The sequence below is a fragment of the Pseudoalteromonas sp. SG45-3 genome (genome assembly GCF_014164075.1).
GTDB classification, from domain to species: domain Bacteria; phylum Pseudomonadota; class Gammaproteobacteria; order Enterobacterales; family Alteromonadaceae; genus Pseudoalteromonas; species Pseudoalteromonas distincta.
Genome location: NZ_JACJEN010000004.1, coordinates 102211 through 128060 on the forward strand (window position 1 = coordinate 102211; position 25850 = coordinate 128060).

A 25850-nucleotide genomic window follows, 5' to 3' on the forward strand; every position below is an offset into this window, starting at 1 on the left:
TAAAAACCTTGTTGTACAAATAATACCTGAATCAAGCGCAAAATCGGCATAAAGCAGGAATAATTATTATAATACGATTCACTATTATCAATAGTTCAATTGCTTATTTATTCAATCGCATAACAGTTTAATAGCACTCATAACCGAAAATATTCGCTTTATATATCAGCCCAAAAAGACTTAAAAAATTCACCGATGGAGTCTCCTTGCTATAAACGATTAATTATCAACCAGTTGTTTATGCAAATAAAAGAAAAGGCTTGCCGCCCCCTCTTTTGTTTGTATAATGCGGATACAGAATAAGAGGTATATAAGTATCCTTTTTATTTTAAGTGGTTTTTCTTTATCTTTTTATGCTTAAAAGATTAAAGAAAAATTATGCCAGCGTGATGAAATTGGTAGACATGGGGGATTCAAAATCCCCTTCCGAAAGGAGTGCCGGTTCGAGTCCGGCCGCTGGTACCACTTTTTGAACCTCAGCTAATTATTGGCTGAGGTTTTTTTATGCCTAAAATTTAACTAGTAATCTATACCAATTCGCTTTACTAAGTGAGCTACTTTTAGGTAAGAAAACCGTGTCGATAACAAGGTAAAACCTAGTTAAGCTGAAGCAAAAGCTACAAGCCTTCCATTAAAGCCATCAATGTAATTAGAAAGGTACATAAATCTAATTAGCATGCGAGTTATGCGTCTTGCTCTTGATTTGTTATATTCCCAATTCGATTATTTAACTCTTCGTCACTAACATCTTCTTTATGTGTACCAATGATCCATATATGACCAAATGGGTCTTGTAGTGTGCCGGTCCTATCACCATAAAACTGGTCATGTACGGGTCTTATTAGTGTTGCACCAAGCTCAATTGCTTTTTTAAACACGGTATCAACATCTTCAACATAAAGCATAAGGCTTAGCGCTGTACCACCGAGTTCTTTTGGGTTTTTTAAATGCTCTTCAGAACCATTATCTGAAAGCATAATATGCGAATCACCAATTATTATTTCTGCATGGGCTATTCCACCATCAGGTAAAGGCATCTGCATTACGTGTTCAGCACTAAATGCATCACAATAAAAATCTATCGCTTTTTGTGCGTCATTCATAATTAAATAAGGTGTAACTGAATGAAACCCTTTTGGTATTGCTGAGACTGCCATAATATTCTCCTTTACTTACGCGGTGATTTTTAATATTTAATTAACTAAATATGCGTTTAATTGCCCCTAAATTTAAGCTTAGCTCATACAAAAAATTGCGTTACTTTTCGAGGTTTAAACGTTTATGCCAAGCAGCAATACTTTCATCAGGGTATTCTTCAAACTGCTTGTCACCTTCATTAATGGGCGCATTTACCCAATTTGCTTTACTACCAAGCATTAAATGAGTGCGCTCTGGCGGTATGGGTAACTCACTATCTATTGCACCAGCAAAGGGGTGAACTTGCTCAGGCCAACGTGCATCGTATAACCACAAGTTAGCACTACAATGCTTACAAAAATGACGCTCTGCAGGGCTGATTTTATCGCCTATTTTTGCATGATAAATAGTTATGTGTTCACGCCCTGTAACCTCAAGCGTGCTGTATTGCGCGTTTAAATTAATAACAAACCCGCCGCTCCCTGCGGTTTTACGGCATATAGAGCAGTAACATAAATTGTAAGGATAAGGGTGTTTTGAGTTGACCGTAAATACCACTTTGCCACAGTGACAAGCGCCATTAAGCTTCATAATATATCCAATATTTATTGTTGGCTTGAACTAATACCTTAACTAGGTGAGCTAAAAAAACCACAACAATTACATGCTGTGGTTTTTTTAATTATTGAGCTTACTAACGCTCCCAATATCTTAAATTACGCAATGTATTTATAAATTTATCGGCTGAATGTGCCTCTAAATCTATCCAACCATCATCTACTTTTCCATCAAGGCCTGCCGCTTTAAATAAAGGCTTAGCCTCATTTGTAAAGCCTATAAATTTCATATGTGCGTACGCATCACTTACAAAGTCTTTAGCTTCTGCTACGGCAGCTAGTTTTTTAGCTCCATCTTCGGTGGTGAGTACAAGTACCGCATCGTATAAAACCGATGGACCACCATTAATAACCTGATCAGCTTTAAAGTGTTTACCTTTACTGCATTTAGCACCGCCAACTTGCGGGGCAATAATTTCAAAGTTTGCACCTTCACTTTTAAGTGCATTGGTAACCGATTCAAAAATTTCTGCATTAAAGCCATCACTTACTAAAATACCTAATTTACGGCCTTTGAAGGTGTTGGGCGCATTTTTCAAAATACTTAACGCATCAGATACAGGTAAGTCTTTACGTGTTGGCATTGCAGCTTCTGCCGGATCTGGCATTTCTTGCAAGCCAAGTCCTTCGGCAACTTTATTTGCGAGGGTTTCGTCAATATTTAACAAGTGCGATACCAAACGTTCTCGTATTGGCAAATGCTCAACTTTAGACAGCTCAAACACGTACGCAGATTGAATATGCGCCTGCTCTACCTCTGTTTGACTTAAATAAAATTGACGAGCTTGACTGTAATGATCGCTGAATGTTTCTGAGCGATAACGCAGTTTATCACCGCCACTTACTTCAGGTTCCTTTGAGCTTTTAAAGCCATGTACTGGGCATTCGCGCGGGTTGTTTTCGTCGCCGCTCCATGAGTTTGGCTCATAATTAACACGCCCTTTTGGATTGTGCATTGCCATGTGGCCATCTTGCTGAAAATGACGCATTGGACATTTAGGCGCATTGACCGGAATATGCGTAAAGTTAGGACCACCTAAACGCTTGGTTTGGGTATCTAAGTATGAAAAGTTACGACCTTGCAGTAGCGGGTCAGGTGTAAAGTCGAGCCCCGGTACAATGTTTTGAGTACAAAATGCTACTTGCTCTGTTTCTGCAAAAAAGTTGTCTACAACACGGTCAAGCACCATACGACCAACAATTTGCACTGGTACTTGCTCTTCAGGTATAAGCTTGGTGGCATCAAAAACATCAAATTCAAATTCATCAGCAAATTGCTGATCAAACACCTGTACACCTAGTTCCCACTCAGGGAAGTCGCCGTTGCCAATAGATTCCCACATGTCTCTGCGATGAAAATCAGGGTCCGCGCCGTTTAGCTTAAGTGCTTCGTTCCATACTACAGATTGCATTCCGCCTTTTGGTTTCCAATGAAATTTAACAAATTTCTCATCACCTTTGGCATTAATAAATTTAAAGGTATGAACACCAAAACCTTCCATAAAGCGTAAAGAGCGTGGAATAGCTCTATCAGACATTGCCCACATAACCATGTGCATTGACTCAGGTGACAAACTCACAAAGTCCCAAAAGTTATCATGTGCTGTTTGCGCCTGCGGAAAACCACGATCAGGCTCGGCTTTAGCGCTATGAATTAAATCAGGAAACTTCATTGCATCCTGAATAAAGAATACCGGTATATTGTTACCCACTAAATCCCAGTTTCCTTCTTGGGTATAAAATTTTACCGCAAAACCGCGTACATCACGTGCTAAATCTGGTGATCCTTTATTACCTGCAACCGTAGAGAAGCGAGTAAACACAGGCGTTTTTTCACCTTTTCGCTGAAAAATATCTGCACAGGTTAAATCTTCAAGCGTGTCGTAAGTTTCAAAATATCCGTGTGCACCATAGCCTCTAGCGTGCACTACACGCTCAGGAATGCGTTCATGATCAAAGTGAAAGATCTTCTCGCGCATTATGTGATCTTCTAATAATCCGGGGCCACGTTTGCCCGCACGTAATGAGTTTTGATCGTCACTTACAGGGCAGCCCTGCGCGGTGGTCATGGTAGGGTGTTCATCCGACGCTTTTTGATGCAATTCGCCGCCATGCCCTTTATTACCTGAGTATTTAAATGATTCAGCCATGTTTAGTCCTTCATACAGTTTGATTTAATGGGTCAATAGTTTTTATGAGCTTTAAAGCTAAAAGCGACTATGCAAATGCAAAATAAAGACCAGCCATCCAACCTTGTAAAAAAGGGCTGTACAGATAACAATGTAGTATTTGAGATGATTTATAAAAGAAAAAGTTACACAGGTATGTAACTTTTTCACACAAAAAAGAGCACTTAAAAGTGCTCTTAGGTTTATGCATTTTTAAATTTAGTTAATCTTTACTCTCGTTAACTAAAATAACTTTACGATGTGGGAAAGGTATTTCAATGTTGTTTTCATCAAGTGCTTTTTTAATTAACTCTGGCACAGTGTAAAGAATATCGAAGTAATGCTCGCCCTTACAAAATGGCCTTACTAAAAAGTCTACTGAGCTGTTGTTAAGTGTTTCTACTTCAACAAAAGGAGCTGGATCTTTTAGTATATGTGGGTGCGCTGCAAGTACCCCATCTATAACTTTACGTACAGCCGTTGTATCTTCACCGTAAGCAACACCAAAATGCATATCTACACCACGAATTGGATGATGTGAATGGTTTATAATTTGCGCGCCCCAAATTTGACTATTTGGTATAATAACCTGTTGATTATCGAACGTTTGTAAAATAGTAGTAAACATATCTACTTCTGTTACTTTACCAAAACGCCCTGCAGCCTCAATAAAGTCATTCACTTTATAAGGTCTAAATATTAGCAACATAACGCCTGCGGCAAGGTTCGACATTGCACCTTGTAACGCCAAGCCTATAGCAAGTCCCGCAGCACCGAGTAAAGCAATAATAGAGGCTGTTTGTACACCAAAGCGATTTAACACAGCAATAATAACGAACGCTAATATGATGTAGCGAGCCATGCTGCCTAAAAAGCGAAAAAACGTATCGTCAAGATGAGTGTATTTATGACACAAGCCAATAATTAAATTGCGTACTTTGCCCGCTAACCATAAGCCCGCAAGTAAAATTGCAATTGCTAGTAATATGTTGGTTGCCCACGTAATTGCAGCGGGTAAATATTGATTAATATCAATGTTGTTTATTATGTCTTCCATTGTTTTTCCTGTTTTAAAACTTTTAGCTAGTTTTGCTACGCCAAGCGCAATGGTTTAACAAAAAATTAACTAAAGTACGAATATAGGAGTATTTTAAAACATAACGAAAGAGCGTTCCCCTCAAAACATGTCATCGCTCATGTAAATCTTTCAACACATAATTTTGCTTTACCCCTTGGTTTATAGCTTAAATAATTAAACTTTAACTAGTTCATAAATAAAGCTAATACCCGAGATAACCCTCGGTTAACTCTCTTAATTTTCTAATTATTGCTGGCACTCATCTATAAATTTACCGATAATCTCACCTAAGCGCGCATATATTGGCGAGACATCACAATTGGATGAAATTAAAACAAAGGATTATTATGAAAAATTACTCAATTTTAGTTACAGCGGTAGCACTTACTGTACTTGCTGGTTGTTCAACATCTGTTCAGTAAGAGACTTTGAACAAAACCCTATTCCGCAAACATCAACAATTACCAACAGTGAAGCTGACGTAGAAAAAGGTATTCTAAAGGCATGTATTCAGCTTGGTTGGAAGTGTACGCCTTTGAGTGAAGGTAAAATAAAAGGTGTACTGGATATTCGCACACATCAATTAACTGTCGATATTGCGTATGACAAAACGGCATACTCAATCAACTATAAAGACTCTATTAACTTAAACTACAACGGCAAAAAAATTCACCGCCAATATGTTAATTGGGTATCAAACCTAATACGCCATATAGATGCTGAAATGATTTAGCAGCGCGTTAACCTGCTTTACATATTATAAAAAACACTAAATATGAATAATAAAAGTGGAGAAGTTACCTATAGCTTCTCCATTTTTTAGTTGAGATTTAAACAGTAATAATTACGTCAAAAATATTGCTAACTTTCAACCAGCTAAAAGTCAAAAGGTACCAAACCTTATACTATTAGTAAGAGTACTCTCCCATCTTTCCACTCTTTAATGAATGAGTAATTTTTTACTTATCCCCCTTCGTAAAAGCATATTTTATATCTTGCTATAACGCAGTTTGGCTCATATAGTCAGCAAATTATCACACCTTATTTTGAACATCTTTGTTTATGAAATCTTCTGCTAGTGATTTTGGTACTTTATTAGGTTATGCACCTGGTAATGTTGCTGTTTACTCATCTGATTATGATACGGCTGACGAAAGCATTTATCCTAATCGTAGCGCCTATCGTAGTTACCTAGACGGTATTTACATGGGCTATAAATGGCAATGCGTTGAGTTTGCCCGTAGATGGATGTACCTCAACCATAGTTATATTTTTGATGACATAGCCATGGCTTACGATATTTTTGAGCTGCGTTCAGTGCGCGATGTAAATAGCCAAAACAGATTGCCACTAAACGCGTTTAAAAATGGTGCTAAACATCATCCTCAAGTAGGTAGCTTACTTATATGGGAAGAAGGCGGCGAGTTTGAAGAAACAGGCCATGTTGCTGTCATTGTTGAAGTGCATGAAGATAAAATACGTCTTGCTGAGCAAAATGTAGGGCATCAAATATGGCCAACAAATCAAAACTGGTGCCGTGAACTAAAAGCAAAAGTAACTAAAGATGGCGACTATTGGATTGAGTGCTCTTACAGCGACGCCACTATTTTAGGCTGGATGACACAAACTGATGAAACAGAATATGCTGAGCCAACGTCTGATCTAAACACTGATTTATTTATTATAGAAGCCCATAAAGCAGTAGATACAGGCCAAGCAAACAAGTCATGGTTAAATATTGCGAATGACGATGAAGCTGCCTACGTAGAAATGATGCAAGGCCATAAACTTACATCAGTAGATGAGGATCAACATAATTACTTTGCAATATCTCAAACGGCGCAGCAAAGCATTGAGCATGCAACAAATGAGCTGCATGGCTTATTTATGCATGCAACCGACTATGTATTGCAGCACCCTGAGTTATTAGAAAAGTTTAATTTACCCGATGTTGTGCTTAATAAAATTCGCCAATCGTGGGATAACCGCTTAAACCAATTAATTACCAGCCGGTTTGACTTTGCCTTAACAGCAGCAGGTTTAAAAGTTTACGAATACAATTGCGATTCGGCATCGTGTTACATGGAAAGCGGCAAAGTTCAGGGAAAGTGGGCAAAACACTTTGGCGTTAAAACAGGTGTAGATGCAGGCCAAAATTTATTTAAAGATCTCGTAAAAGCATGGCGTAAAAGTGAGGTAAAAGGTCTTGTTCATATTCTGCAAGATGATGAACCAGAAGAACATTACCACGCATTATTTATGAAAGAAGCTATTGAAGCCGCAGGCTTTGAATGTAAGCTAGTAATTGGCTTAAGCACACTTCGCTGGAATGAGTCAGGCAACATAGTAGATACTGATGGCGCACAACTGAGTTACGTATGGAAAACCTGGTCGTGGGAAACCGCACTTGATCAAATTCGTGAAGAATGCGAAGCCGACCAATCATTAGGTGATAACTTTGAACCACAATTCAAAGCTGGTGAAACGCCACGCTTAGTCGATGTATTACTGCGTAAAAATGTCATGGTGTTTGAACCGCTGTGGACATTAATTCCAAGTAACAAGGCTATTTTGCCAATACTGTGGAGCTTATTCCCTAATCATAAATATTTACTTAATACCGCGTTTGAGCTTAACGACGAGTTATTACAATCCGGTTATGTAGTTAAACCAATAGTAGGACGCTGTGGCGCTAATATTCAACTTATTGATGAGCAGCAGCAAGTTATAGAAAAAACAATGGGGCACTTTGCAGAGCAAGACCAAATATACCAACAACTATTTGCACTGCCTAAAGTAGACGACTACTTTGTACAAATATGTAGTTTTACAGCCGCCGGTAAATACTCTGGTGGTGGCGTGCGTGTTGATAAAAGCATGATCATAAACGGTCATAGCGATTGTATGGCGCTGCGTATTAAATAATAAACAATACTAAGCCCGCAATTTGCTGCGGGCTTAAGTTTGTGTAGCCCTTCCCTCTTTTAAGTTTTATAGCTATCTCAAGCGAGTTACTCCTGTTAGAGTAAATTTATTAAACACCACAAATTAAGGTATTTCATGGCGAATCAATTTAATGTACTCGGCACACGCTTAAAACTATGTTGCGGTAATGGTGGCTACACACGTGAAGGGTTTTGTTATGTACCAGAATCAGATCTTGGCAATCACAGTGTGTGTGCAATTATGACTGATGAATTTTTACAATTTTCAAAATCACAAGGTAACGATTTAATAAGCCCGAACCCTCTTTACGATTTCGAAGGTTTAAAAGCCGGTGATAAATGGTGCTTGTGTGCAGTAAGATGGCTTCATGCTATTTCAGCAAACGTTGCGCCACCAGTGGTGCTTGAGGCTACAAATAAAAAATCATTAGAAATAGTGCCGCTCGATGTTTTAAAAGCGCACGAATACATAGCCAACGTTTAAATACACCTAAGAGTAACTAAATCGAAGTCTGCATATTTTACAAATATATGCAGGCTTTTCAAAAACCCAATCTCCTCTGCAGCCTTAGAAACCTTAATTTAAAATATAACCAATTGTTTTTGAATCACTTTTCAAATAAAGCAACTTACGGCATAACAGTTGCTTCATTAAGTTTAAGTCATGCTCATAACGCAACATATTATATGAGCAACACATTACTTAATGTAGGAGAAATTATGAGTAACAATAACGAATCAAACAAAACAACTAAATTTACCGCGCCAGGTATGAGTGACGAATCAGCCCAAAAAACAATAGCTACCCTCGATAACCGCATGGTTGCATTGATAGACTTACAACTAACTTTAAAGCATATTCACTGGAACGTAGTGGGACCTAATTTTATTGGCGTACATGAAATGATAGACCCACAAGTAGACATTGTGCGCGAAATGACAGATACAATTGCAGAGCGAATTGCGACTCTTGGTGCAGTACCTGTTGGCACACCAAAATCAATTGTAGATCGCCGTACTTGGGACGAATACTCAGTAGGCAAAGGCCTAGTAACCGAACATTTGGCTGCGCTTGATAAAGTATATAATGGCGTTAATGCCGATCACCGCAAAGCAATTGAGACTCTTTCTGAGCTAGATCCGGTCTCTGAAGATATGATCACCAGCCAACTAGCCGATTTAGAGCAATTTCAGTGGTTCATACGAGCACATTTAGAATCATCTACAGGCGAATTACAAAGCTAATACATCTAAAGTAAGAAAGCCCAGCATTGTTATGCTGGGCTTTTTTTTGCGTAAAAATCTATTTATCGCTACCTAGCTTACCGCCCCCACCCCAGCTAGTACAAAATCAATATAAAAACAATAGAAAATTGGTATTACCAAAATGATTTTTAATTATTTTAACCTCTCCATTATTTCGCAAATTTATAAATCATTTAGAACTTTTAATGGTCGCTCTTCCAATTCAATATCACTTAAAAAGTAAACTAAACACGTATAAAAGTACGACATAAAATTTCAAAATAGTACTAACAAATGTATTAAACAGTACAAATAATATATAAAAATGCCTTTGGTAAAGATACTTCAATAAAATTCATTCAAAATACAAAAAATAAAAACACCCTATAAGCCATTAAATTTATTAAATATAAGCAAAATAAAAGAGGTTTTTGTAATACACATTGTGAAATTTTGGTAAACAAAGGTTGTAAATAAAGTTGAATTGGATTAATTTCAACCATACCACCTGTATGACACACTACAGGAAAGAAACAGTTAAATTGGTTAACCAAGCCAAGTAACAACACACACACAATGACGCAAGTCGTACCCAAACGGGAGAGATACATGAAACTCAATCAAATTACTTCAACATTAATTAATAAGCATAAAAGAAGTAGCTCTACAACAATCAGTGCCGCAGCCCTTTTATTAATGGCTTCTTCAAATATTGCAGCGCAAGAGGCTCCCGCAGCTTCAGAAACGGCAGCTGCAGACATTGAAGTTATTGAAGTAAAAGGCATGCTAGGCAGTATGAAAGCCGCCGCTATGCTTAAGCGTACTGACGGACGTATTGTAGATGCGATTGTTGCTGAAGACATTGGTAAGTTACCAGATAATAATATTGCAGAAGCGTTGCAACGTATTACTGGCGTATCTATTAATACCGATTTTGGTGTGGGTGACAGTGTTTCGATTCGTGGCTTACCTCAAAACCGTGTTGAATTAAATGGTCGCTCTACTATTGGTGACTCTCGTGACGGCATTAGCTTGCAAGATTACCCATCAAGCTTCTTAAAAACAGTAGAAGTAGTTAAGTCTCCTACTGCCGATATGATTGAGGGTGCATTAGGCGGAACAGTTAGTTTAAAGACAGTTCGCCCATTAGAGTTAGATAAACTAACTGGCGCAGTTTCATTAGATGGCGAATACGCTGATAAAACAGAAAATGTAGCTCCTATTTTTAGTGGTTCAATTGGTAACAACTGGGACTTTGATGAAATGGGTACCTTTGGTGCCATTGCTATGTTTTCATTCCAAGATCGCGAAATTCGCCAAGATGAAACATCTAGCCGTGTTAAACCTCAAGATATCGAAATTAATGGCCAAGAAGGTAATACACCTAGTGGCAACGCTATCGTAAGAGACGAGCACAGTGTTGAACAATACGTAGAGCAGCGTAAACGAACTGCTGTAAATTTATCTCTTCAATGGGCACCACAATCTGGTAATGGCATGGTGTATCTTGATTTAAGCGGCACAAAGCGCTCAGGTGAACAAGCTGGTAACTCTATTTTAGGTGTCGCAGGTTCACTATCAACAGATGCAAATACAACTCAAGATGCTAACGGCGTAAATAATTACACGTTAACAAACGAGTTTGGTATTCCTAAAACATACAGTGACTTTCGTGAAACTGACTCGTTTTCAAATGCACTTGGTGCAGAGTGGAACCTTACTGACAGTATCAAAATCTCTGGTGAAATTGCGGTAGCATCATCAGAAAGCGTAAGACCTGATTCTGAATTTACACTTCGCCCAATCGAAAAATCAACATTTGAAGCAAGTGGTGGAACTCAGCTAACAAATCATTTATATGATGGTGCATTTTCTCAAGACGGTAATAAATTACCAAGCATCATTCATTCAGATCCTAATGCATTTACTGACCCACAAAACTTAGCACTTCGTACGTTTAAAAGTGAAGATAGAAGAACAGACAATGACGAAACAGCTATTCGTTTTGATGTTGAAATGTTTGAGCCACTCAGCAGCTTAAGCTGGGTATCTAAAGTAAAAGCGGGTGTACGTGTTACTAACCGCGATTACGAATATGAGCAATACAAAGTAGAAATTAAAGACATTTATAAAAATGCATTTAACGACTCAGACGGTTCGTTAGCCACTTTATGGGTTGATGACTACAACGCTGCTTTTTCAAATAGCTTTACAACAGTTAGCCACGACAACTCATTTGACCAATTAGGTCATTCGGGACAAAACGACCTACTAACCTTTTTAAGCTACAACGGTTTATCTAACCCTGCAAATACTTACGCTCAGCTTCAGCAGTTACTTGCAGGTACTAACCTAGCGTCAACAGGTAGTCTTTCAGATAACCAAGAGTTCCAAGAAAGCGCATACCGCAACGTAGTTGAAGATACTGCTGCCGTGTATATATCAGCCTACTTAGACTTTGATAACATCACTGCAATTGTGGGTGGTCGTTATGTAACTACAGATTTAGAATCAAGCGTATTTCTTAATGGCAAAAAAGTAACTGGCGACAATGACTACAGCGACTTTTTACCAAGCTTAAACGTAACGTATAACTACTCAGACGAAACATTATTCCGCTTTGCTGCTGCAAAAGTTATGCGCCGCGCTGACTTTAGCGAACTAAGCCCTGCATTTGACGTTAATAACGACATTACAGGTGCAACGCAAGGCTCTATTGATTTAGAACCATATCGTGCAACGCAATACGACTTATCTGTAGAGCATTACTTTGACCAAGGTAACGTAATTTCTTTCGCAGTATTTTATAAAGATGTTGAATCTTTCTTAAGTAACGAAAGTAGCTGTGTAGCTGCATCAAGCACTTCAACAGGTCAAAACGTAACTCAATGGAACCAAGTATGTCAGCTTGACGTTGCAGGTGTTTCACAAGACAACCTAGTTTACTCGGATGCAACTGACTTCCCAGTAGATGCTGATGGCTTTAACCATGTAGCAGGCTTACGTGACGCAGGACTAACGGGTATCGATACTGTTAAAAATGTAAACGGTGAAAACGGCTCAGTACAAGGCTTTGAAGTTGGTTATCAACAGTTCTTTACAGACCTACCTGGTGCATTTTCTGGCTTAGGCATTAACGCAAACTACACATACGCAGACAGCGAGCAACCAAACGGTAACCCGTTATTAGATATTTCTAAAAATACGTATAACTTACAAGTATTTTGGGAATACGAAGGTTTCTCTACTCGTCTAGCTTATAACTACCGTGACAGTTTCTTAGATACTGAAAACGAGAAACGTGTAGAAAATATTAACTCAGACGGCAGTATTTCAGCAGAAGGTACTGTTTACGGTAATAACTACCGTGACGACAGAGGCCAGTTAGACTTCTCTGCAAGCTGGGATATTAACGAAAACGTGACCTTAGTAGGTAATGCGACCAACTTAACGGGCGAGCCTTCTATTTACCTATCTGAACTAGGTGGTGCTTGGAAGTACACTGAAGCGGATCGCCGTTACAGCTTTGGTATTCGCGCTAAATTTTAATTTTCCCTAGAAACTAAAGCCTGCTTTTATGCAGGCTTTTTTACGTCTATAAAAAAGTGGCACTTGTGTTAAAACATCGCACAATTTTTATAACTAAATATTTATTTAAAGCAATAAAATTATCATTGAATAATACTCCAAACTAAAATTTATATACCGCGTAAACAATATCAACCTCCTGCACTTCACTTTTAGCGCACAAACTAAGCACCATACATTGCACTAAAAACCAGCAACCTTGCAGCTTGGTTATAAAATGTCTAGTATTCTAAAGCCGTACTTATAATTGGTACGAAAAAAGGATTAACAATGTTTCTAAAATACATAACAACAATATCAATCACATTATCATTACTATTATTAACAGCATGCGGCTCTGGGGGAAGTAAAACAAAAGTGGCTGTAAATACTGAAATAATAAAAACAACAGCAATCATTAATAACAGCCCCTTAAATGAATACAAAATAATTATCTATGGTAATAGCCATAGTTCACAGTTAGGGGGCTTATTAGAAATAATTATTACAAGCCAGTTACCTAGCACTCCAGTCAAAATAACGACTGTCAGTGGTCGATTTTTAGATGAAATAGTCGCAGTAAATGCGAATGTCGATAAATTAAAAAGTGATAACTGGAGTCATGCAATTTTTCAAGGCCAAAAGTACTCACAATCAGGTTCGACTGACTACCCTACAAGCGCAACTGAGCGATTAATCTCGAACGCAAAAGAGCATAAAATTACACCTATTTTATTTCCAGAGCATCCTCAAAAAGGGGATCCCGCAGAAGCAAAGCAGGTTTACGACCTCCATTTAGCAATCAGTCAAAAACAACCTAGCTGCATAGCGCCAGTTGGCTTCGTGTGGAATCGAGTATTAGAAATAATGCCTAGTATAAACCTTCATAGTGCCGACGGTAATCATGCATCCTATGCTGGGAATGTCCTTACAGCGATGACCTTTTATCAAATCATTACCTCGGAATTAACAGACACAATGCCATTTATTCCTGCTATAGATTTAACACAGCAAGAACAAGCCTTATTTGGACAAGTAGTAACAGAGGTGCTTGAGTTATATCCGGCATGTGGTGCTAAATAATCTTAAAAAATTTAAAACTAGATTTTAGATTTAGTGATTTCCTGAGGTGCTCAATATCAGTACATTAATACTACGCACATAAGCTGATTAAAAGACACCTCAGGAAAATTCAATTTTCACTTTTTTGCCAAATTATAAATTTAATATCTTGATAAATAATCACCTGCAATTTATTAAAATAACCGTCGTCCTAGCTATACTTATTTGAATATTAAATTTACTATCAAAACGTTGTAACTATTAGCAGGAAAACTAAGGTGCTGTCGCGTTTATATAATTTTATGCCCGGTTTAAATACATTGCTGCACTATGAACGCCAATGGTTTGCTGATGATGTAAGGGCGGCGCTATCAGTAGCTGCAGTGGCTTTACCTGTTGCCATTGCTTACGCACAACTAACCGGTGTTAACGCCGCCGTAGGGTTATACTCTTGCATACTGCCAATGATGCTATATGCACTTTTCGGCACTTCAAAACAATTAATAGTCGGCCCTGATGCTGCTACCTGCGCCGTTATTGCCGCTGTAGTAACACCTCTTGCTGCAGGCGACAGCTTTAAGCATTGGCAACTTGTTGTCACCATGACCGCCATGACCGGCTTTTGGTGCTTTATAGCCAGTAAATTTAAGTTAGGTGTATTAGCTGACTTTTTATCTAAACCTATTTTAATGGGCTTACTAAACGGCGTAGCTATCACTATTATTGTGGGTCAATTTTCTAAAGTATTTGGTTTTACTTTTGATGAGCGCTACTTACTTGAACGCCTCGGTGGTGTGCCCACATACCTAGCGCAAACACACGTTCCCACCTTATTAATGGCTTTGTTTACACTGGCGGTCTATTTTGCCATGAAACGGATAAAGCCCACGTGGCCTGCATCTATGTTTGCTATTGCTTTTGGTGCACTTTTGGTATGGATTTTTGATTTAAAACAATTTGATATAAAAACCATTGGCACCGTAACTGGCGGGCTTCCCGTTTTTAATACCCCTGTTTTTGATTTAGGGATTATTCGTGAGCTGGTGGTACCCGCACTTAACTTAGCCATCGTGAGCTTTGTTAGTATGATGCTAACTGCCCGCAGCTTTGCTGCTAAAAATGGCTACGACATAGACGCCGATAAAGAATTTAGAGCGTTGGGTATTGCCAATATAGCGTCAGCTCTTTCGCAAGGTTTTGCAGTCAGTGGCGCCGACTCACGCACCGCTGTTAACGATGCAACAGGTGGTAAAACGCAGTTAGTATCAATAATTGCAGCAGCTATTATTGCGCTCATAGCTGTATTTTTAACAGCCCCACTTGAATTTATTCCAAGCGCAGCGCTAGGTATTGTACTTATTATTGCCTCTGTCCATTTACTCGATTTAAAAGCTGTTTGGCAATTAAAACGAAAAGACAAACAGGCATTTTATCTCGCCTCAGCCACCTTACTTGCTGTGTTATTTATTGGCGTTATACCAGGGATCACACTTGCTGTATTACTAGGGTTATTTCAATTTATTCGCACTGTTATGCGTCCAACCGACAATATACTCGGCGTAGATGTTAACGGTGTAGTAAGAAGTTTAGACGCCACAGATAAAGCAAAAGCAGTGCAAGGCGTGTTTATCTATCGCTTTAATTCACCTTTAACTTACTTTAATGCCAGCTACTTTAAACGCAGATTACTTGAGCAATATGCAAGGCAAAAAGACGATACACAATGTGTAATAATTGACGCTGTGCCCTGCTTTACTCATTTAGATTTAAGCGTAATGGCCATGCTTGCAGATCTCGACGTTATATTTAAAAAGCGTGATATAAGGCTTGAGCTTGCAGGTAGAAAACGTCAGTTACTTTCGTGGTTTGATATTGCAGGAATGAAGTCAGGAACAGAGGGCATATACATTCACTCAGACCTATACATCGCCCTAAAAAGAAATAGCGTAAGCCAGCACACGCAAGAGGTTAGCTTGTTTGAGTCAGACGAAAATAAAGAACCGCTCACACAGCAATAAAATACAATAAGCAGATCAGCTAACTGATCTGCTGTTTAGTATTAATTACTTTTTATACTTTTGGATAGTTTGAAGGAAAAAACGCTTTTTTAGCGTCTTCATCAAACTCTTTTTTAAAGGCTATATCAGTACCAATTGCGCGTGCACGTGCAACCGCTGGGCGGCTATCAATGCTTTCAAACCAACGCTTAAGATTTGGGTACGGCGCTAAGCCCTCTTCACCTAGTACAACCGGTGCTTTATCAATCCAACCCCATGCAGATACATCAGCAATGGTATATGTATCACCCACTATAAAGTCACGACCTTCAAGGTGAGTATCAAGTACTTCGTAATGGCGCTGCGCTTCACGTAAATAACGATTAACCGCGTAATCAAGCCCTTCTGGCGCCATGTGTCTAAAGTGAACACTTTGCCCTGAATACGGACCTAAACCAGATGCGATAAACATTAACCACGACAGCATTTCAGCGCGGTCATCGCCCTTGCCTTCAAGCTTCCCATATTTTTCAGAAAGGTACATTAAAATAGCATTCGAATCGAACACACGCGTTTCACCATCAACAATTGCTGGCGCTTTAGCGTTTGGATTAATTGCTTTAAATTCAGGTGTATGTTGCTCACCTTTTAAAGTATCAAGAGGAACAAGTTCAAACGGTAAGCCTGTTTCTTCTAAAAAGAGCGCAACCTTCATTGGGTTAGGAGTATGGTGAAAATAAAATTTAATCATGTAAAGTTCCTCAATAATTGAGCAACGATTAAAGCACAACTTGAGCGGGTGTTCAAATTAAGTTTTAACTAAGTAAAATACACAGTTAAAACGTGATTTAACTGTGAGTATTTCGTGATACTTCAATCTTAAAAATTACTTATGCTAAAGAAAAATAAACTTTTGTATGAAGTAATATGCTTAAAAATCAATTGCAGAAGCAACAAACTAAAAGTATGGCAAGTATTAGCACTACTCATATTTGGCCCATTAAATAAAAAGCCGATATTGAGCAACGCTCAATATCGGCTTTATTAATCATTTAATTTTGTCTAAATTAGTCGGCTAAAGTTGGAACTGTAATAGGAATTACAACCCTTCTTACAACTGCGCTACCATCACCTCTTATCCAAAGTATCACTTCGTAATTTAATTCCTCAAGAGAGGCATTTTTAATCCCTTTCAAATTAATTTCAAAGGTCACTTCTTCATTTGGTTTAACGTTCTCAATTAATACAGGGGTAATAGTTTCAACCCACTGCTCTCCTGAAATCACTTCAATTGAGAGATCGATTTCTTTTAAAGCCTCATCAAGAGCTGAAGAAATAGCCGCTGCAATTTCGTTACTATCATACGACAATAAAAATGTTTGTCCTTTGGTAGCTAACACAATTGAATCTAAATCATCTGTAGCTAAGCCAATTGAGCCGCTTTGCAATCCAAATACCGTCACACCTTTTTCTTGTAATACATTGATGACCTCAGTTTTGCCCGCACCTGGGTAATTCTCATCTATATCTGAATCATGAAATGGCGCGTCTGTCGCTAATAAAATAACTTTTAAAGCACCTTCACGCCAACCAATATTCATAGGTTCAATATCACCTAAACTAGTATAATTTCCATCGTTGTCTATATCTCTACCAGCTCCAGTTACAGCTTGGTACAAACCTTCTAACTGTGATTCTTGATAATCATTACCTGAATAAATGGTTAAATTATTGATTCCTGTTTTTGCGGCATCTATATCTGTAGTCACCGACTGTAATAAATAGAACGCTTCATCACCATCGTATTCATGGCCGTATCCATCAATAGGAAAGTCTGAGAAGGCAGAAACCCCAAAAGCAACATTAATTCCACGACCAGATAAGTTTTCTAATATATTGTCAGCTTGCTCTTTTAAGCTGGCTATATCATCAGTATAACTACCGCTAACATCAATTAAAAACATGACATCAATTGCTGTCACAGTAGTTTCAGGTAAGGTAAAGCTTAACTGCGAAGTAGTTTTATCCCCTTTAGATAAAGCAATTGGAGCCTTAACTTCTAAAACAGAATCAACAGTTAAATCGGCTGTTTGTATTGCAGAGTGAATATTTAGTAACTGCGTAGGACCCGTTGTGCCTAGAGCTTTTGACTCTTCAGAAAGCGTTAAATTAGAAGATGTAGCAACTAAAATATCTTTAATCTCCGCTGCTTTTAATGAGCTATTAATTCCTTTCACAATCCCTGCAGAGCCTGTTACTAAAGCGGCTGAAAATGATGTACCTACGCCTAAGCTACCATCAGTATTCCCCCACCCCATTTGATCACCAGGAGCCGCAATATTTACGACGTTACCCATACGTGTAAAATCAGTTTCTTTATCATCTGCATCTGTTGCCGCTACAATCAATGTATTTGTTTGCCAAGCATCTTGGGCAATATCATTGATATCAACTAAAAGTTGATCATCATTTTTTTCACAGTTATTACCAGCCGAATAAACTAGTAATACATCTTTTTCTTTTGCGTATTCCACTAAGTTAGTTTGTTGTAGACGCCAATTTCTATTACTTTTTAATCTAACTTGTGAGTCGTCAGCACAAGTGCTTGTATCACCCCAAGATATATTTACAATGCTCGCACCGTTATCTATAGTCGCCTTAGTTCCTGCTATTAAATCTGTTATATAAGTTTTAATAGGAGATTCAGATGAACACTCTTCAGTAGTTGATCCATCCTTACAACGCTTAACATAAATATCGGTATGTATTAAGTTGGCACTGTGATCAACACCATACACTGCACTGCCTTCACTCGTGTTATGTCCAGCAATAAAGCTAGATACCCACAACCCATGAGAACTATCAGTTTCTGTATCATCACCTTCAACAACACCAAATTGGCCATTCTCTTGTGCGCGTAGACGAGTTAAGCGAGAGCTTTCAATGCTAATTTGTCCTGCACCTATACCGGTATCAACAACACCTAATGTCACTGGCGCTAAAGTACGTTCTTGTAATGCATCCCATGCTTTATCTGCGGCTACAGCTTTAACCCAATAATCTCCAGAAAAAAGAGGCTCATCAGTGCTTTCCTCTGCAATATATTGTATTACAGTGTTTTTATTTTTGATTACATGATTATAATTACTAATCAGACTTAAGTTTTTTGACTCTATAACAGTATTTAAACCTGCATGCCTAACGCCGCCCATTTCCCCAATTTTTGTTATCAAGCTATTTTCAGAAGCGCCTTCTCTAACTCTTATCTGTAATACTTTTAATGCATCATCAAAACTTGCGATTCCAGCATCATTATTACTAATCTCATCAAAAACAGCTTCTAATTCAGCTTCTGTAACATCATCGTTTAAATGTACTAATACTTCATTCAGCGCTGCCTCAACGGTTTGCCCATCTATAACAATATTTTCACTACCACCAGGTATAGACATAACACTTGCGGCAACATTAGTCACATCAACAAAAACACTACTTGTAGCTGTTTGACCATCATTATCTGTCACTGTTAAGCCAAAAGTTAACGTTGTATCAAAATCAACTTCTGGAGCAATAAATTTTAAAGAATCATTAGTTAAGTTATCAATTTCAATGATAATGCCGTCAGTTTGTTGCCAAGCATACGACACTATTGAGCCATTAGAATCTTCTGCTATGCTTGTAATTTCTACTTCTGTATTTTCTTCAACAGTGACTCTTTCGTTTAAGCTCAATGTTGGTTCTACTAGTACATTTTTAATAGTAATTGAAATAGAGTCAGATGCAGTCAAACCACCATCATCAGTAGCAACTAATTCAAATACAACAACTTGCTCTTCATCTACTTCTGGCGCTGTAAAAGAAAGGGTGCTTGTATCTAAGCCGCTAAGCTCTAAATCAATCCCAGAGGTTTGCTGCCATGCATAGCTTGCTATTGTACCGGTTGAGTCTTCAGCTGTTCCTGTAAATGAAATAGATTGATTTTCATCTACGATAAGGTCAGCTCCTGCATTTACTGAAGGTGCTGTATTGGCTACTACTTTAGGTGTTTCACTAGTACTAGATGGGTCTTTATCACTGCCACACGCAGTTAAAATAGAGGTTGCGATTAAACACAATGCAAAGCACTTTGTCTTTTTCATTTAATAAATCCTTTTGAAATTTACTGATTTTTAGTAAATCAAACATCCGTTTAAAACTAAAATCGGGTGTTTTGACCCAATAAAAAGTTATACTGAAACCTTATTTTAACTAAATGACACTTAAAGGCAACAATTAAAAACCAAATAAAACAACAGGATAGCAACTTAAGCAACACAATACCGTACCACTTATCAGAACAATAAAAAAATAAAACACAAATAATTAACTTAATTAGAATAATAAAACGAAGCGATACTTCCTAAAACAACTCACTCTCCCCTTATTTCTAGATAAAAAAGGCTAAAAAACTAATTAGCATAATATTTATTAGGTAAATATAACCTTGATAAATATCGCAACCTTTATTGCCAATAAATAAATAAAAACTCAAAATTTGATAACCTCTATATAAAAAAAACACTTACACACTAAAGGTTGACGCTTTTAACTAACAAACCATCAAATTAAGTATAATATTTCCTAAAAATAAAATTTAGTCATGTAAAGTATTTCAATAATTGAGCAGCTAAATAAAATACACAGTTAAAACGTGATTTAATTGAGAGTATTTCGTGATACTACATTCGTAAATATCATTTAGGCTGAATGCAATATCAGCCTTTGCGAGAAGTAACATGCCTTTTAAAGCACTATCCCATCCATTTTTAATTTCACTTGTTGGGTTAATAATTTTTTGCTTTCAAAGCCAAGCTGCTGAGAAAGTAACTATTTCCAGTACAGCTAATCCGACTACCTTTTTAGAGCTTTACACGTCGCAAGGTTGCAGTAGCTGCCCACCAGCAGAGCGCTGGATTTCAACGTTTACAGATGATGAAAAACTATGGACTGATTTAATCCCTATTAATTTTCATGTTACTTATTGGGATTATTTGGGTTGGAAAGACCCGTTTGCCTCTGCTGTGTTTAGTAAAAGACAACGCACGTATAAGGCACTCGGTAAAAGTAGGATTGTAGCTACTCCAGGATTTATGGTTAACGGCAACGGGTGGCAAAGTTGGTTTTATAAACAAGCTATTCCTGTAGCTAAAGCCCGTTATTTAGGTAATTTAAAAGCGACTATAAACAACAGTAAAATTAATCTCGAATACGATACTGTTAATATCGAAGATAATACTGACCAAAACTTAATAGCCCATGTAGCTCTGTTAGGCTTTGGCATAGAAACACAAATACACAGCGGCGCAAACGCAGGCCATAAGTTAAAACATGACTTTGTTGTTATTGGCTACGAGCAAAATGACATGCAGACCAAGCAGCAATTATCATTAGCTGACTTAACCCTGCCTCGCGCTAAAAAAATATCGCCAACAAAGCAAGCCTTAGTGTTTTAGGTATCTAAAAAAGGCGATCCTTCCCCACTACAAGTTGCAGCCGATTGGTTTTAAAAATTACAGTTAATTGAATAAAATTACTAATTAACAACTCAGCGCGCAATAAATCTCCTTGTATATCAACTATAGAAAAAGGCTTTCAATAATTTAAAAACTAATGAATTAGCATTGTTATTACAAAGAATTTATTCTTTTTCATTGTGTGTATCTGTATAAAACATAAATAACATTGTATTTACATCAACTTTTGTTTATAAAGTAAGTTGAATGGACTCTTGAAATAAGTAATTGACTTATAAGTATAAAAATCAAGCGCCTATCAATAAAAACTTCTGCAATTATCTATATGGACAAAAATTTATGCGAATTAACCAAAGCCACATTAAAACAATTGTAATCGCTGCAATTACAGCTTCGTCTTTAGCTGGGTGTGCTACAACATCATCAAAAGTAATAGAAACACCAACTGTTGCTAGCTATAACACAACCTACTCAGGTGCAAAAAGCAAACTAGTCGTAGGTCAGTTTGTAAACCGTTCGAGCTTTCAAAATGGTATATTTGCATCAGGCCAAGACCGTTTAGGTAGCCAAGCAAAAACAACACTAATGAGCCACTTACAACAAACAAATCGCTTTAGTGTGCTTGATCGCGACAATATGGCAGCCCTTGCGGAAGAGGCAAAGTTAACAGGTACAAAACAAGTTCTTAGCGGTGCTAAATTTGTTGTAACTGGTGATGTAACAGAGTTTGGCCGTAAAGCCATTGGCGATCGCCAGCTTTTTGGTTTATTGGGTAAAGGTAAATCGCAAATTGCTTATGCTAAAGTAACGCTTAATGTTGTTGATGTTACTACATCAGAAGTTATTTATTCAGTGCAAGGTGCTGGTGAATATAGCCTATCAGAACGTGAAGTTATTGGTTTTGGTAGCACAGCTTCATACGATGCCACATTAAATGGCAAAGTACTTGACCTAGCTATTCGCGAAGTCGTTAACAAGTTAGTTACTGGTCTTGAAGCTGGCCAATGGGGCAATAAATAATGAAAAAGCTAATTACCTTAGCATTTGTTTGTATAGCCCTAACGGGTTGTAACTCAACGAAAGAACCTATTTACTATTACGGCGACTATAGCACTGCCGTATACGCCTATTTAAAAGCAGATGACGTAACAGCCGAAGAGCAAATTAGTATGCTTGAGCAAATTATTGCCGATGCCGCAAACAAAAGTAAGAATGTTGCACCTGGCTTACATGCTCACCTAGGTATGCTGTACTTTGAAACGGGTAATCCTTCATTAGGCACTACTCACTTCGAAACTGAGAAATCACTTTTCCCAGAATCAGTTCATTACATCGACTTCCTTCTAAAATCTGCGAAAGGCGCTTAATATGCTTAATTTAAAATCATACACAGCGATCGTATTAGTCGCATTACTCGCTGGTTGTGTTTCACCTCCACCAGCACATGACTACACAGCATTTAAACAAGCAGACCCTCACTCAGTTATTATTTTACCTCCGCTAAATAATACACCTGAAGTAATTGCACCATACAGTGTGATGACTCAAATGGTCGCGCCTATAGCTGAGTCGGGTTTTTATGTTTTTCCTGTTGCTTTAGTTGATCAAACCTTTAAAGGTAATGGCCTCACTGTTGCAAGCGACGTACACCAAGTACCGGTGAATAAATTACATGAAATTTTTGGTGCAGACTCTGCGCTTTACATCACTATTAAAGAATACGGTACTAGCTATGTTGTAATTTCTAGCGAAACAGCTGTAACTGTGTCAGCCTCACTAGTTGATTTACGCACTGGCGAGCAATTATGGCAAGGTAAAGCAAGAGCCTCTTCAGCTGAACAACAAAGTAATGGCGGTGGTGGCCTTGTAGGTATGCTTGTTATTGCAGCAATCAATCAAATTGCTGAAACGGTAACCGATAAAGGCTTTGAAATCGCAGCAATGACTTCAACACGCTTACTTTCTTCAGATGTTTACAACGGCTTATTATATGGACCTCGTTCACCTAATTATGGCCAACCAGCACCAAGCGAAAAGAAAAAATAACTCTTATTGTTATTAACCTAAAGCTTTAAAAGGCCGAACCATTAAATGGGATTCGGCCTTTTTAATAACAGCTTACTCAACTAAAAAGCTTAGCAAAGTTACTTTTAAGTATTTAGAGCAGATTTTAAAATACGAGTTTAAAAACCAATATTAGTCACAATAGAAAAAACATTTCAAAAAAGTAATAATAGAGTAGCAAAATGCAATGTCTTTTTTTTAGCCGGTTCTACATGTTAAAGTTGTCATTATCACTAAATTACTCTTATAGTGAATCTATATAAATATTGAGCAATACTATGATAAAAGCACAAATACCAGCTGACGAAGAATCTAGATTAAAGGCCCTTTACGAGTATGAAATATTAGATACTGAAGCCGAAAAAGTATTTGATGATTTAACTCAACTTGCTTCTGATATTTGTGAAGCCCCCATATCACTTATAAGCTTAGTTGATCCACAAAGGCAATGGTTTAAATCAAAGTATGGTATCGATGTAGACTCCACCGAAAGAGATATCGCATTTTGCTCTCATACAATACTGCAAGACCAAGTATTTGAAATACAAAACGCTCTGCTTGATGAACGTTTTTATGATAACCCTCTAGTAACCAGCGATCCAAACATTCGGTTTTATGCGGGCACACCGCTAGTTACACCTAGTGGCAGCACAATTGGTACATTATGTGTTATCAGCGACCAGCCAAAAAAGCTAACTCAAACACAAATTAACGCACTGAAAATACTTGGCAAAGAAGTTATCGCACAACTTGAGCTCAGGTTAAACAACAGAAAGCTGGCGACTGCATTAAAACAACAACAAATACATAATAAAAATCTTGAAGAACTAAAAAAAGAAGCTGATACAGCTAACACTCTAAAAGGTCGATTTTTAGCAAATATGTCTCACGAGCTAAGAACCCCGCTGCACGGCATTTTAAATTTAGCTGAGTTTGGACTAGCAGAGACTTCAAATATACAAAAAGATAACGCCCTAAAAAGTATTTTAAGCTCCGCGAATATACTCTCAAATATTGTAAATGACATTTTAGACTTTTCAAAAATTGAAGCGGGTAAGTTAAATATTGAGAATATTAACTTTAACCTGAGCGAAGTCATTAACAATGTAATTAATCCACTAATGAAACAAGCCACAGATAAAGGCATAAAATTTATTCCATCTATAGATAAAAATATCGCTACAACCCTAAAAGGCGACCCTGTCAGAGTTTCTCAAATTTTAAATAACTTATGCTCAAATGCGATTAAATTTACACAACAAGGCCAGGTAGAGTTTAAAGTCACTGTAAAGGAGAACCTCTTAAACACGCAAAATATTGTATTTGAAATAATCGATACGGGTATTGGTATTAGTAAAGCTGCACAGCAAAATTTATTTCAAGAGTTTCATCAGGCAGATTCATCTACATCTAGAAAGTACGGGGGCACGGGACTTGGCCTCTCCATTTGCACCAAGCTAAGTGATTTAATGAATGGCAAAATCAACTTCACGAGTAAAGAAGATAAAGGTTCTGTATTTACTTACCAACAAAGCTTTGAAACATCAGAACTCGATGAATTATTAAAACCAAATAAAGAAATAACCGATTTACAAGGGTGTACTATTTTGGTTGCCGAAGACAATAAAGTAAATCAAGTTGTCGTAAGTAAAATGCTACAAGCTCATAATGCGAAAGTAATATTTACCGAAAATGGCAAAGAATGCGTTGATTACTTTTTTGCCAACCATGTTGATTTAATTTTTATGGACATTCAAATGCCAGTGATGGATGGAGTGCAAGCCACTAAGATAATTAGGGAGCAACAAACAGGTAAAACAACGCCAATTATTGCCATGACAGCCAACACCATGAAACCAGATATTGAACACTATTTAGACATTGGTATGGATGGCTATTTAACGAAGCCATTTAATAAAGATCATTTAAATAGCTTGCTCAATGTTTATAATCCAAAAAACTCAAATCTCAAAAATTTAGCAGTTAAAGTTAGTAACCCAAACATTACGAGTGAACGTAAGCTAAAACAGATATGCAATGAGCTAAAAAAGTTAATTTCAAATGCCGACAGAGTCAGTCTATGGTTGTTTAATCACGACTATACTGCCATTAATAGCTTAATTTGCCTTGATGAAAAAAATGAGATAGTAAGTAATGCAGTTTTAAAAGCTGAAGACTTTCCTGCATACTTTGACTATATTTTAGAGCATAAAGTATTAGACGCATCAGATGCGAGAAACCACGAAATCACTAAAAACTTAACCAAGGTTTATTTTGAACCATCAAACATTTACTCCTTGCTTGATTACATCTACTTTATTGATAACAAACCGCTAGGTGTTATTTGTTGTGAAAGTGTTGGCTCAAAAATTTCATGGAGCCATGCAGATAAACTGTCACTTATTAAAGTAGCTGATGTAACAACCTTGTTTTTATCCAAACAGTTGAAATCATAGT

General features: G+C 37.6%; 18 protein-coding genes and 1 tRNA gene. 13 read left to right on the forward strand and 6 right to left on the reverse strand.

Annotated elements, in window-relative coordinates:
- The first annotated feature begins 380 nt into the window (after nt 1-380).
- Nucleotides 381-465, forward strand: a tRNA-Leu gene (locus tag H5126_RS06575).
- A 218-nt stretch (nt 466-683) separates the two neighbouring features.
- On the opposite strand, the gene H5126_RS06580 is transcribed toward H5126_RS06575, so the two are convergent.
- The 4 genes from H5126_RS06580 to H5126_RS06595 all read right to left on the reverse strand — a co-directional run bounded on the left by H5126_RS06580 (nt 684) and on the right by H5126_RS06595 (nt 4979).
- A complete protein-coding gene (locus tag H5126_RS06580) occupies nt 684-1157 on the reverse strand; it encodes a VOC family protein (protein ID WP_058154199.1) in 474 nt (157 codons plus the stop codon).
- Nucleotides 1158-1257: 100 nt separating this feature from the next.
- A complete protein-coding gene (locus H5126_RS06585) occupies nt 1258-1728 on the reverse strand; it encodes a GFA family protein (protein WP_058154198.1) in 471 nt (156 codons plus the stop codon).
- A 103-nt stretch (nt 1729-1831) separates the two neighbouring features.
- Nucleotides 1832-3904, reverse strand: coding sequence for a catalase (locus tag H5126_RS06590; RefSeq protein ID WP_182720839.1), 2073 nt, complete (start codon nt 3902-3904; stop codon nt 1832-1834).
- 241 nt (nt 3905-4145) lie between these two features.
- Nucleotides 4146-4979 carry a mechanosensitive ion channel family protein gene (locus H5126_RS06595; protein ID WP_182720840.1) on the reverse strand — a complete coding sequence of 278 codons (834 nt, stop codon included), beginning with the start codon at nt 4977-4979 and terminating at the stop codon, nt 4146-4148.
- Nucleotides 4980-5319: 340 nt separating this feature from the next.
- On the opposite strand from H5126_RS06595, the gene H5126_RS06600 reads away from it, so the two are divergent.
- From H5126_RS06600 to H5126_RS06630, 7 genes are all read left to right on the forward strand, one after another.
- Nucleotides 5320-5733 (forward strand): hypothetical protein, encoded by a 414-nt coding sequence (locus tag H5126_RS06600; RefSeq protein ID WP_259397876.1) that lies wholly within the window; start codon nt 5320-5322, stop codon nt 5731-5733.
- Between the two features lie 329 nt (nt 5734-6062).
- Complete coding sequence (gene gss, locus H5126_RS06605; RefSeq protein WP_182720841.1) at nt 6063-7925, forward strand: bifunctional glutathionylspermidine amidase/synthase; 1863 nt, start codon at nt 6063-6065, stop codon at nt 7923-7925.
- A 135-nt stretch (nt 7926-8060) separates the two neighbouring features.
- A complete protein-coding gene (locus H5126_RS06610; RefSeq protein ID WP_024605487.1) occupies nt 8061-8429 on the forward strand; it encodes a DUF2237 family protein in 369 nt (122 codons plus the stop codon).
- A 236-nt stretch (nt 8430-8665) separates the two neighbouring features.
- The gene (dps, locus tag H5126_RS06615) at nt 8666-9190 is read left to right on the forward strand and encodes a DNA starvation/stationary phase protection protein Dps (protein ID WP_024595435.1); all 525 of its coding nucleotides are present in this window, start codon (nt 8666-8668) and stop codon (nt 9188-9190) included.
- Nucleotides 9191-9799: 609 nt separating this feature from the next.
- On the forward strand, nt 9800-12739 hold the full coding sequence (locus H5126_RS06620) for a TonB-dependent receptor (RefSeq protein WP_182720842.1): 2940 nt from the start codon (nt 9800-9802) through the stop codon (nt 12737-12739).
- Between the two features lie 309 nt (nt 12740-13048).
- On the forward strand, nt 13049-13840 hold the full coding sequence (locus H5126_RS06625) for a hypothetical protein (protein WP_182720843.1): 792 nt from the start codon (nt 13049-13051) through the stop codon (nt 13838-13840).
- A gap of 257 nt (nt 13841-14097) precedes the next feature.
- Nucleotides 14098-15837, forward strand: a complete 1740-nt coding sequence (locus tag H5126_RS06630) for a SulP family inorganic anion transporter (RefSeq protein WP_182720844.1) — start codon at nt 14098-14100, stop codon at nt 15835-15837.
- Between the two features lie 52 nt (nt 15838-15889).
- Here the strand turns inward: H5126_RS06630 and H5126_RS06635 are convergent, their stop codons facing one another.
- On the reverse strand, nt 15890-16567 hold the full coding sequence (locus H5126_RS06635) for a glutathione S-transferase family protein (RefSeq protein ID WP_039485204.1): 678 nt from the start codon (nt 16565-16567) through the stop codon (nt 15890-15892).
- Between the two features lie 316 nt (nt 16568-16883).
- Nucleotides 16884-19955: a PKD domain-containing protein gene (locus H5126_RS06640; protein ID WP_182721534.1), complete on the reverse strand. Its 3072-nt coding sequence runs from the start codon at nt 19953-19955 to the stop codon at nt 16884-16886.
- Nucleotides 19956-20591: 636 nt separating this feature from the next.
- Here H5126_RS06640 and H5126_RS06645 point away from each other — a divergent pair.
- From H5126_RS06645 to H5126_RS06665, 5 genes are all read left to right on the forward strand, one after another.
- Entirely contained in the window at nt 20592-21308 is a 717-nt protein-coding gene (locus H5126_RS06645) for a DUF1223 domain-containing protein (protein ID WP_182721476.1), read from the forward strand.
- A 360-nt stretch (nt 21309-21668) separates the two neighbouring features.
- Nucleotides 21669-22349 carry a CsgG/HfaB family protein gene (locus H5126_RS06650; RefSeq protein ID WP_076923668.1) on the forward strand — a complete coding sequence of 227 codons (681 nt, stop codon included), beginning with the start codon at nt 21669-21671 and terminating at the stop codon, nt 22347-22349.
- Nucleotides 22349-22696 (forward strand): DUF4810 domain-containing protein, encoded by a 348-nt coding sequence (locus tag H5126_RS06655; RefSeq protein WP_008165258.1) that lies wholly within the window; start codon nt 22349-22351, stop codon nt 22694-22696. Before H5126_RS06650 ends, H5126_RS06655 begins: the two co-directional genes overlap by 1 nt.
- Before the next feature lies 1 nt (nt 22697).
- Nucleotides 22698-23375 (forward strand): DUF799 domain-containing protein, encoded by a 678-nt coding sequence (locus tag H5126_RS06660; RefSeq protein WP_182721475.1) that lies wholly within the window; start codon nt 22698-22700, stop codon nt 23373-23375.
- A 296-nt stretch (nt 23376-23671) separates the two neighbouring features.
- The gene (locus H5126_RS06665) at nt 23672-25849 is read left to right on the forward strand and encodes a response regulator (protein ID WP_182721474.1); all 2178 of its coding nucleotides are present in this window, start codon (nt 23672-23674) and stop codon (nt 25847-25849) included.
- Nucleotide 25850: the final 1 nt, after the last annotated feature.

Excerpts from the sequence above, each read along its gene's own strand:
- H5126_RS06595 (WP_182720840.1), bottom strand. The coding sequence starts at position 4,979 with ATGGAAGACATAATAAACAACATTGATATTAATCAATATTTACCCGCT.
- H5126_RS06585 (WP_058154198.1), bottom strand. The coding sequence starts at position 1,728 with ATGAAGCTTAATGGCGCTTGTCACTGTGGCAAAGTGGTATTTACGGTC.
- H5126_RS06665 (WP_182721474.1), top strand. The coding sequence starts at position 23,672 with ATGATAAAAGCACAAATACCAGCTGACGAAGAATCTAGATTAAAGGCC.
- H5126_RS06660 (WP_182721475.1), top strand. The coding sequence starts at position 22,698 with ATGCTTAATTTAAAATCATACACAGCGATCGTATTAGTCGCATTACTC.
- H5126_RS06590 (WP_182720839.1), bottom strand. The coding sequence starts at position 3,904 with ATGGCTGAATCATTTAAATACTCAGGTAATAAAGGGCATGGCGGCGAA.
- H5126_RS06610 (WP_024605487.1), top strand. The coding sequence starts at position 8,061 with ATGGCGAATCAATTTAATGTACTCGGCACACGCTTAAAACTATGTTGC.
- H5126_RS06620 (WP_182720842.1), top strand. The coding sequence starts at position 9,800 with ATGAAACTCAATCAAATTACTTCAACATTAATTAATAAGCATAAAAGA.
- dps (WP_024595435.1), top strand. The coding sequence starts at position 8,666 with ATGAGTAACAATAACGAATCAAACAAAACAACTAAATTTACCGCGCCA.
- H5126_RS06580 (WP_058154199.1), bottom strand. The coding sequence starts at position 1,157 with ATGGCAGTCTCAGCAATACCAAAAGGGTTTCATTCAGTTACACCTTAT.
- gss (WP_182720841.1), top strand. The coding sequence starts at position 6,063 with ATGAAATCTTCTGCTAGTGATTTTGGTACTTTATTAGGTTATGCACCT.
- H5126_RS06645 (WP_182721476.1), top strand. The coding sequence starts at position 20,592 with ATGCCTTTTAAAGCACTATCCCATCCATTTTTAATTTCACTTGTTGGG.
- H5126_RS06625 (WP_182720843.1), top strand. The coding sequence starts at position 13,049 with ATGTTTCTAAAATACATAACAACAATATCAATCACATTATCATTACTA.
- H5126_RS06655 (WP_008165258.1), top strand. The coding sequence starts at position 22,349 with ATGAAAAAGCTAATTACCTTAGCATTTGTTTGTATAGCCCTAACGGGT.
- H5126_RS06640 (WP_182721534.1), bottom strand. The coding sequence starts at position 19,955 with ATGAAAAAGACAAAGTGCTTTGCATTGTGTTTAATCGCAACCTCTATT.
- H5126_RS06635 (WP_039485204.1), bottom strand. The coding sequence starts at position 16,567 with ATGATTAAATTTTATTTTCACCATACTCCTAACCCAATGAAGGTTGCG.
- H5126_RS06650 (WP_076923668.1), top strand. The coding sequence starts at position 21,669 with ATGCGAATTAACCAAAGCCACATTAAAACAATTGTAATCGCTGCAATT.